Source organism: Arthrobacter sp. OV608, assembly GCA_900110595.1.
Lineage (GTDB): Bacteria > Actinomycetota > Actinomycetes > Actinomycetales > Micrococcaceae > Arthrobacter.
Genome location: FOEZ01000051.1, coordinates 1 through 3,934, shown reverse-complemented (window position 1 = coordinate 3,934; position 3,934 = coordinate 1). Strand labels below are relative to the sequence as shown.

The following is a 3,934-nucleotide window of genomic DNA, read 5'->3' as shown; positions in this document are numbered from 1 at the left end:
GTTGCGAAGGACGGAATTTTTGCTCGTCTTAACGCGAACGCCCGGATCGCAATGAACCACCTTTTGGTGGGTCCGCAACACGCCGTTCAGATCGCACCCGCGTTGCTGCACGACTGGCAAGTGTGACCGCCGGTCCGTTTCTGTCATCGAGGGCGGCCACACCGCTCAGTAAAAGGGATCGCGGGTCGTCGACGTCGCCCCCCGCTTTCGCGCCTCGGTCAGCAGGCCTCCAGTTTTGCCCGAGAAAGGAAATTATAGAATGTTCGGCCTAAGCCAGGAACAAGTGAAGCTAATCGACACCAGCCGCACTTTGGCGCTCGACGAGTTCAAAGCGAAAGCGATGCAGTGGCACCGTACTAAGGAGTACCCCGCCGCGAACATAGCCATCCTGCGAGAGGCGGGGCTGCTTGGGCTGTGCGCGCCAAAAGCGTTCGGCGGCGGCGGTCGCTCCGAGTTTGACGCGCTGCTGGTGCTCGATGCGGTCGGGAGCGTATGCCCAACCACAGCTGCCGCCATGAACGTCTTTGACGTGGGCCCGCTGAGTATCATCACCAAGCACGGTAGCCCTGCCCAGCAGGAGAAGTACATCCCCCGAATGCTGAGTGGTGAACTCCGCCTTTCGATCGCACTTACCGAACCTGACGCAGGGTCTGAGCTGACGGGCTTGAAGACGAGCGGCCAAATCGACGGTTCCGAAGTGGTTCTCAACGGGGGCAAGATTTTCTCTGCCGGCGCCAATGCGGCGGACGTGTTTCTTGTCTATGTCCGATTTGGCCCGAAGCTGAGCGACGTTGGGGCGGTGATTGTTGAGAAGGATTCGCCTGGCCTCGTGGTCGGGCCTACCAGAACGTTCATGTCCGGCTCTACCTGGGCGGAACTGCGGTTCGAGAACTGCAGGGTCCCGGCGGCGAACATCCTGCCCCTGGAGAACGGCTTCAAGGACCTCATTTTCACGTACAACATGGAGCGTCTTGGCGCCGTTGCCAAGTGTCTCGGAATTGCCGAGTGTGCACGTACTCATGCGCAGGAGTATGTCGTGAACCGGCACCAATTCGGCGGCCCGTTGTGGGATCAGCAGGGTCTGCGATGGAAGTTCGCCGACATGGAACTGCGGATTGAGTCGGCGCGATTGCTCATGATGAAAGCCGCTTCCAATGCGATTGACGGCAACCCGTCGCGCATCGATTCGAGCATGGCAAAACTCGCTGCCAGCGAGGCAGCTTCTTTCGTGTGCGACGAAGCGATCCAGGTGTGCGGAGGCACGGGGTTTGACGAGGAGAGCGGTCTGCCTTGGCTATACGGGCTTGCTCGCAGTTACCGGATCGCTGGCGGGGCATCAGAGCTTCATCGAAACATGATTGCGAAGGATCAACTTGCGTCGAGCTGGACATTCAACCACCAGCGCTAGACCTCTATCCGCTTCCCCCGAAAGGGTTATACGCATCTAGGTCGTTGTCTCGATTGGCCGCAAAATCAATAGCAAAGGAGAATGGATTGTCCTCATTCACACCGCCATCCTCCCCGCTGTGCGTGCTCACCACACCAAGCTCCGCGGCATTCCGCTGTGGGGTATCGTCCGTGCCGCGCTTCTTTTCGGCGTAGTTATCGGTGGCATTTGCACCGGATGATTCACTCCCCCTCCCGGGAATGATAGAGATTAGTGATTCACTCCTTATAGTCATGACGTTTCTGGGTCTAGCGCACGCAGGGCGGAGGGGGACACACGTCAGGACAGCGTTGGTCAGGAATCGGCTTGGCGCTGCGTACCGGAAGCGGGCCCGATTTGCTGCCTACGCGTTCTACCTGGTGATTGTGGCTTGGTGGGCGCTGGCTAGCGTGAGTCCTGATGTGGAATCGACAGCTAGAGCGGCGTTCCGGGCTGGCCTTGTTGAGTTCCCGGGGTACCACGTTCGCGTAGTCTTGGCCGTCGGATTGGTAGCGCTCACCGTGATGGTTGTCGTCCGACTAGTCGGGACCTATGTGAGCGAGAAGAGACGCCGCCAGAGGCCGTCTTGCCGGGAGCATGAGTTCGATGAGAAAGTCGCGAAAGATTTTGTCGCGGTGAACGATGAGAGATTGGGTTACGAGATGAGCAGCGAACTGCCGGACCTTCCGGACTATGACGAGCTACCAAAAACCGACTTCGGTATCGGAGCATCGTGGGGGATATTCGGGCAGTCCGACGAGGACGGATTGCTTAACCTGCACGGTCCGGCTACAACACTTCAGGCCGCCCAATCGATTGTCACCGGCGAAGTCATCCGGCTCGATGTGCCGCTCGACTTTTTCGACCCGCCGTTGTACGGGCGGCCCCGTTACACGAGAAATACAGTGGTCACGGAAAATGGCAGCGTGGACGAATCGTACTCGGCGCTCAATCCGCAGTCGAGCAGTCAGTGGGATGCCCTCAGCCATGTGGCGGCATACCCGGGCAGGTACTACAACGGAGCGACCCTGGATGAAGTCTTGGAAGGCCGTAACTCGATCGCCAGTTGGGCTCAACGAGGGATAGTCGGGCGCGGTGTACTCCTTGACCTTCAGAGGGACGCGGAACTCAACGGGCAGCCATACGACCCGGGAAGCCCGCACGCATTCTCCGTCGCCGACCTTGAAAGGGCGCGGCAACGAGCGGGAGTCGAGTTCAGGCGCGGGGACATAATCTTGCTCCGTACGGGGTTTGCGGCGTGGTACGCCGGCTTGGGTGCCGACGAACGTCAGCATATTTCGGACCGCTCGAACATGGCGGCCGCAGGGCTCGAGCACACCGAAGAGATGGCCAGGTATCTCTGGAACATTCACTGCAGTGCAGTCGTGAGCGACACACCCTGCGTTGAGGTTTTTCCCATGGGGCACTCGAGCCCGGAGTCACCATTCGGTATCCTTCACCGAGCCCTGCTCGGTCACTTCGGCATGGCAATCGGCGAGCTTTGGTGGCTCGAGGAATTGGCTGCGCGAAGCCACGACGACGGGCGAGCGACGTGCATGCTGGTGAGTGCTCCGCTCTACGCACCCGGTGGCGTTGGCTCTATGGCCAACGCACTTGCGATCCGTTAGCGGCGCGTATCGCCTCCAGCATGTGCGGACTACATGGAGGACCAAGCCTCCTCGGGCTCAGACTTTGACACCCGCCCCGCATGGCGTCGCACCGGGAGGGGCGGTGCATGTTCGATCAAGAGATCGTTCCCACGTCGTGCAGATCAGTGAGCCGCTTGACTAGGTGGCAAGACGGTGGCCGGCAAAGTAAACTCTCCCTGCGGGCAAACCGTCCGGCCGCCTCAGGGCAGTTCTACTGGCCACTAATTGAATTCCAGGGGTAGTTGCAACGCCCCTGCTTAGTTGGCTACCAGTAAATCACGTAGACGCTCGGCCGGGTGTCCCAGCCGAGCGTTACGCGTGGTCGTGTATTGAGTTCTTGGGCGACGTGTTCAAGGGCTCTCGGCCCGTAGGCGTTCAGGTTGGTGTCTTTGGGGAAGTATTGGCGTAGCAGCCCCTTGGTGTTCTCGTTGGATCCGCGTTGCCACGGGCTGGCGGGATCGCAGGCGGAGCAGCCTGTTGATCGAGTTGTTGTCCGCGCATTCCCAGCAGCTGCTGTCTATCCCCGGACGGATTGTCCATCACGCTGCGGCAACCTACCGCAGAGATGGCAAGACTGACGCGAAAGATGCCAGGATCATTGCTGACCAGGCACGGATGCGCACTGATCTGCAGCCCGTCCGCGGTGCCGATCAGATCAGCGTGGACCTGCGGCTCCTGACCGCCCGCCGGACCGATCTGATCTGCGACGTGTCCGATCGATCCACAGGCCTCGTGCCACCTTGCTGGAATACTTCCCTGCGCTCGAGCGCGCATTTGACTACTCAAAGAAGGCGCCCCTGCTCCTCCTGGGCGGCTACCAGACCCCTGAGGGCATTCGGCGGGTAGGACTGACCCGGCT

At 60.2% G+C, this 3,934-nt stretch carries 2 protein-coding genes and 2 pseudogenes; 3 read left to right on the top strand and 1 reads right to left on the bottom strand.

Annotated features, from left to right (window positions below; genetic code table 11):
• Window positions 1-259 precede the first annotated feature (259 nt).
• Both BMX78_RS22485 and BMX78_RS22480 read left to right on the top strand, forming a co-directional pair.
• The gene (locus BMX78_RS22485) at window positions 260-1,408 is read left to right on the top strand and encodes an acyl-CoA dehydrogenase family protein (RefSeq protein WP_091424815.1); all 1,149 of its coding nucleotides are present in this window, start codon (window positions 260-262) and stop codon (window positions 1,406-1,408) included.
• A 239-nt stretch (window positions 1,409-1,647) separates the two neighbouring features.
• Entirely contained in the window at window positions 1,648-3,054 is a 1,407-nt protein-coding gene (locus tag BMX78_RS22480) for a cyclase family protein (protein ID WP_091424812.1), read from the top strand.
• Between the two features lie 286 nt (window positions 3,055-3,340).
• Here BMX78_RS22480 and BMX78_RS22475 read toward each other — a convergent pair.
• A pseudogene (locus BMX78_RS22475) lies at window positions 3,341-3,538 on the bottom strand (transposase); the annotation flags it as partial.
• Window positions 3,539-3,543: 5 nt separating this feature from the next.
• On the opposite strand from BMX78_RS22475, the pseudogene BMX78_RS22470 reads away from it, so the two are divergent.
• Window positions 3,544-3,934: pseudogene (locus BMX78_RS22470) on the top strand (IS110 family transposase); the annotation flags it as partial.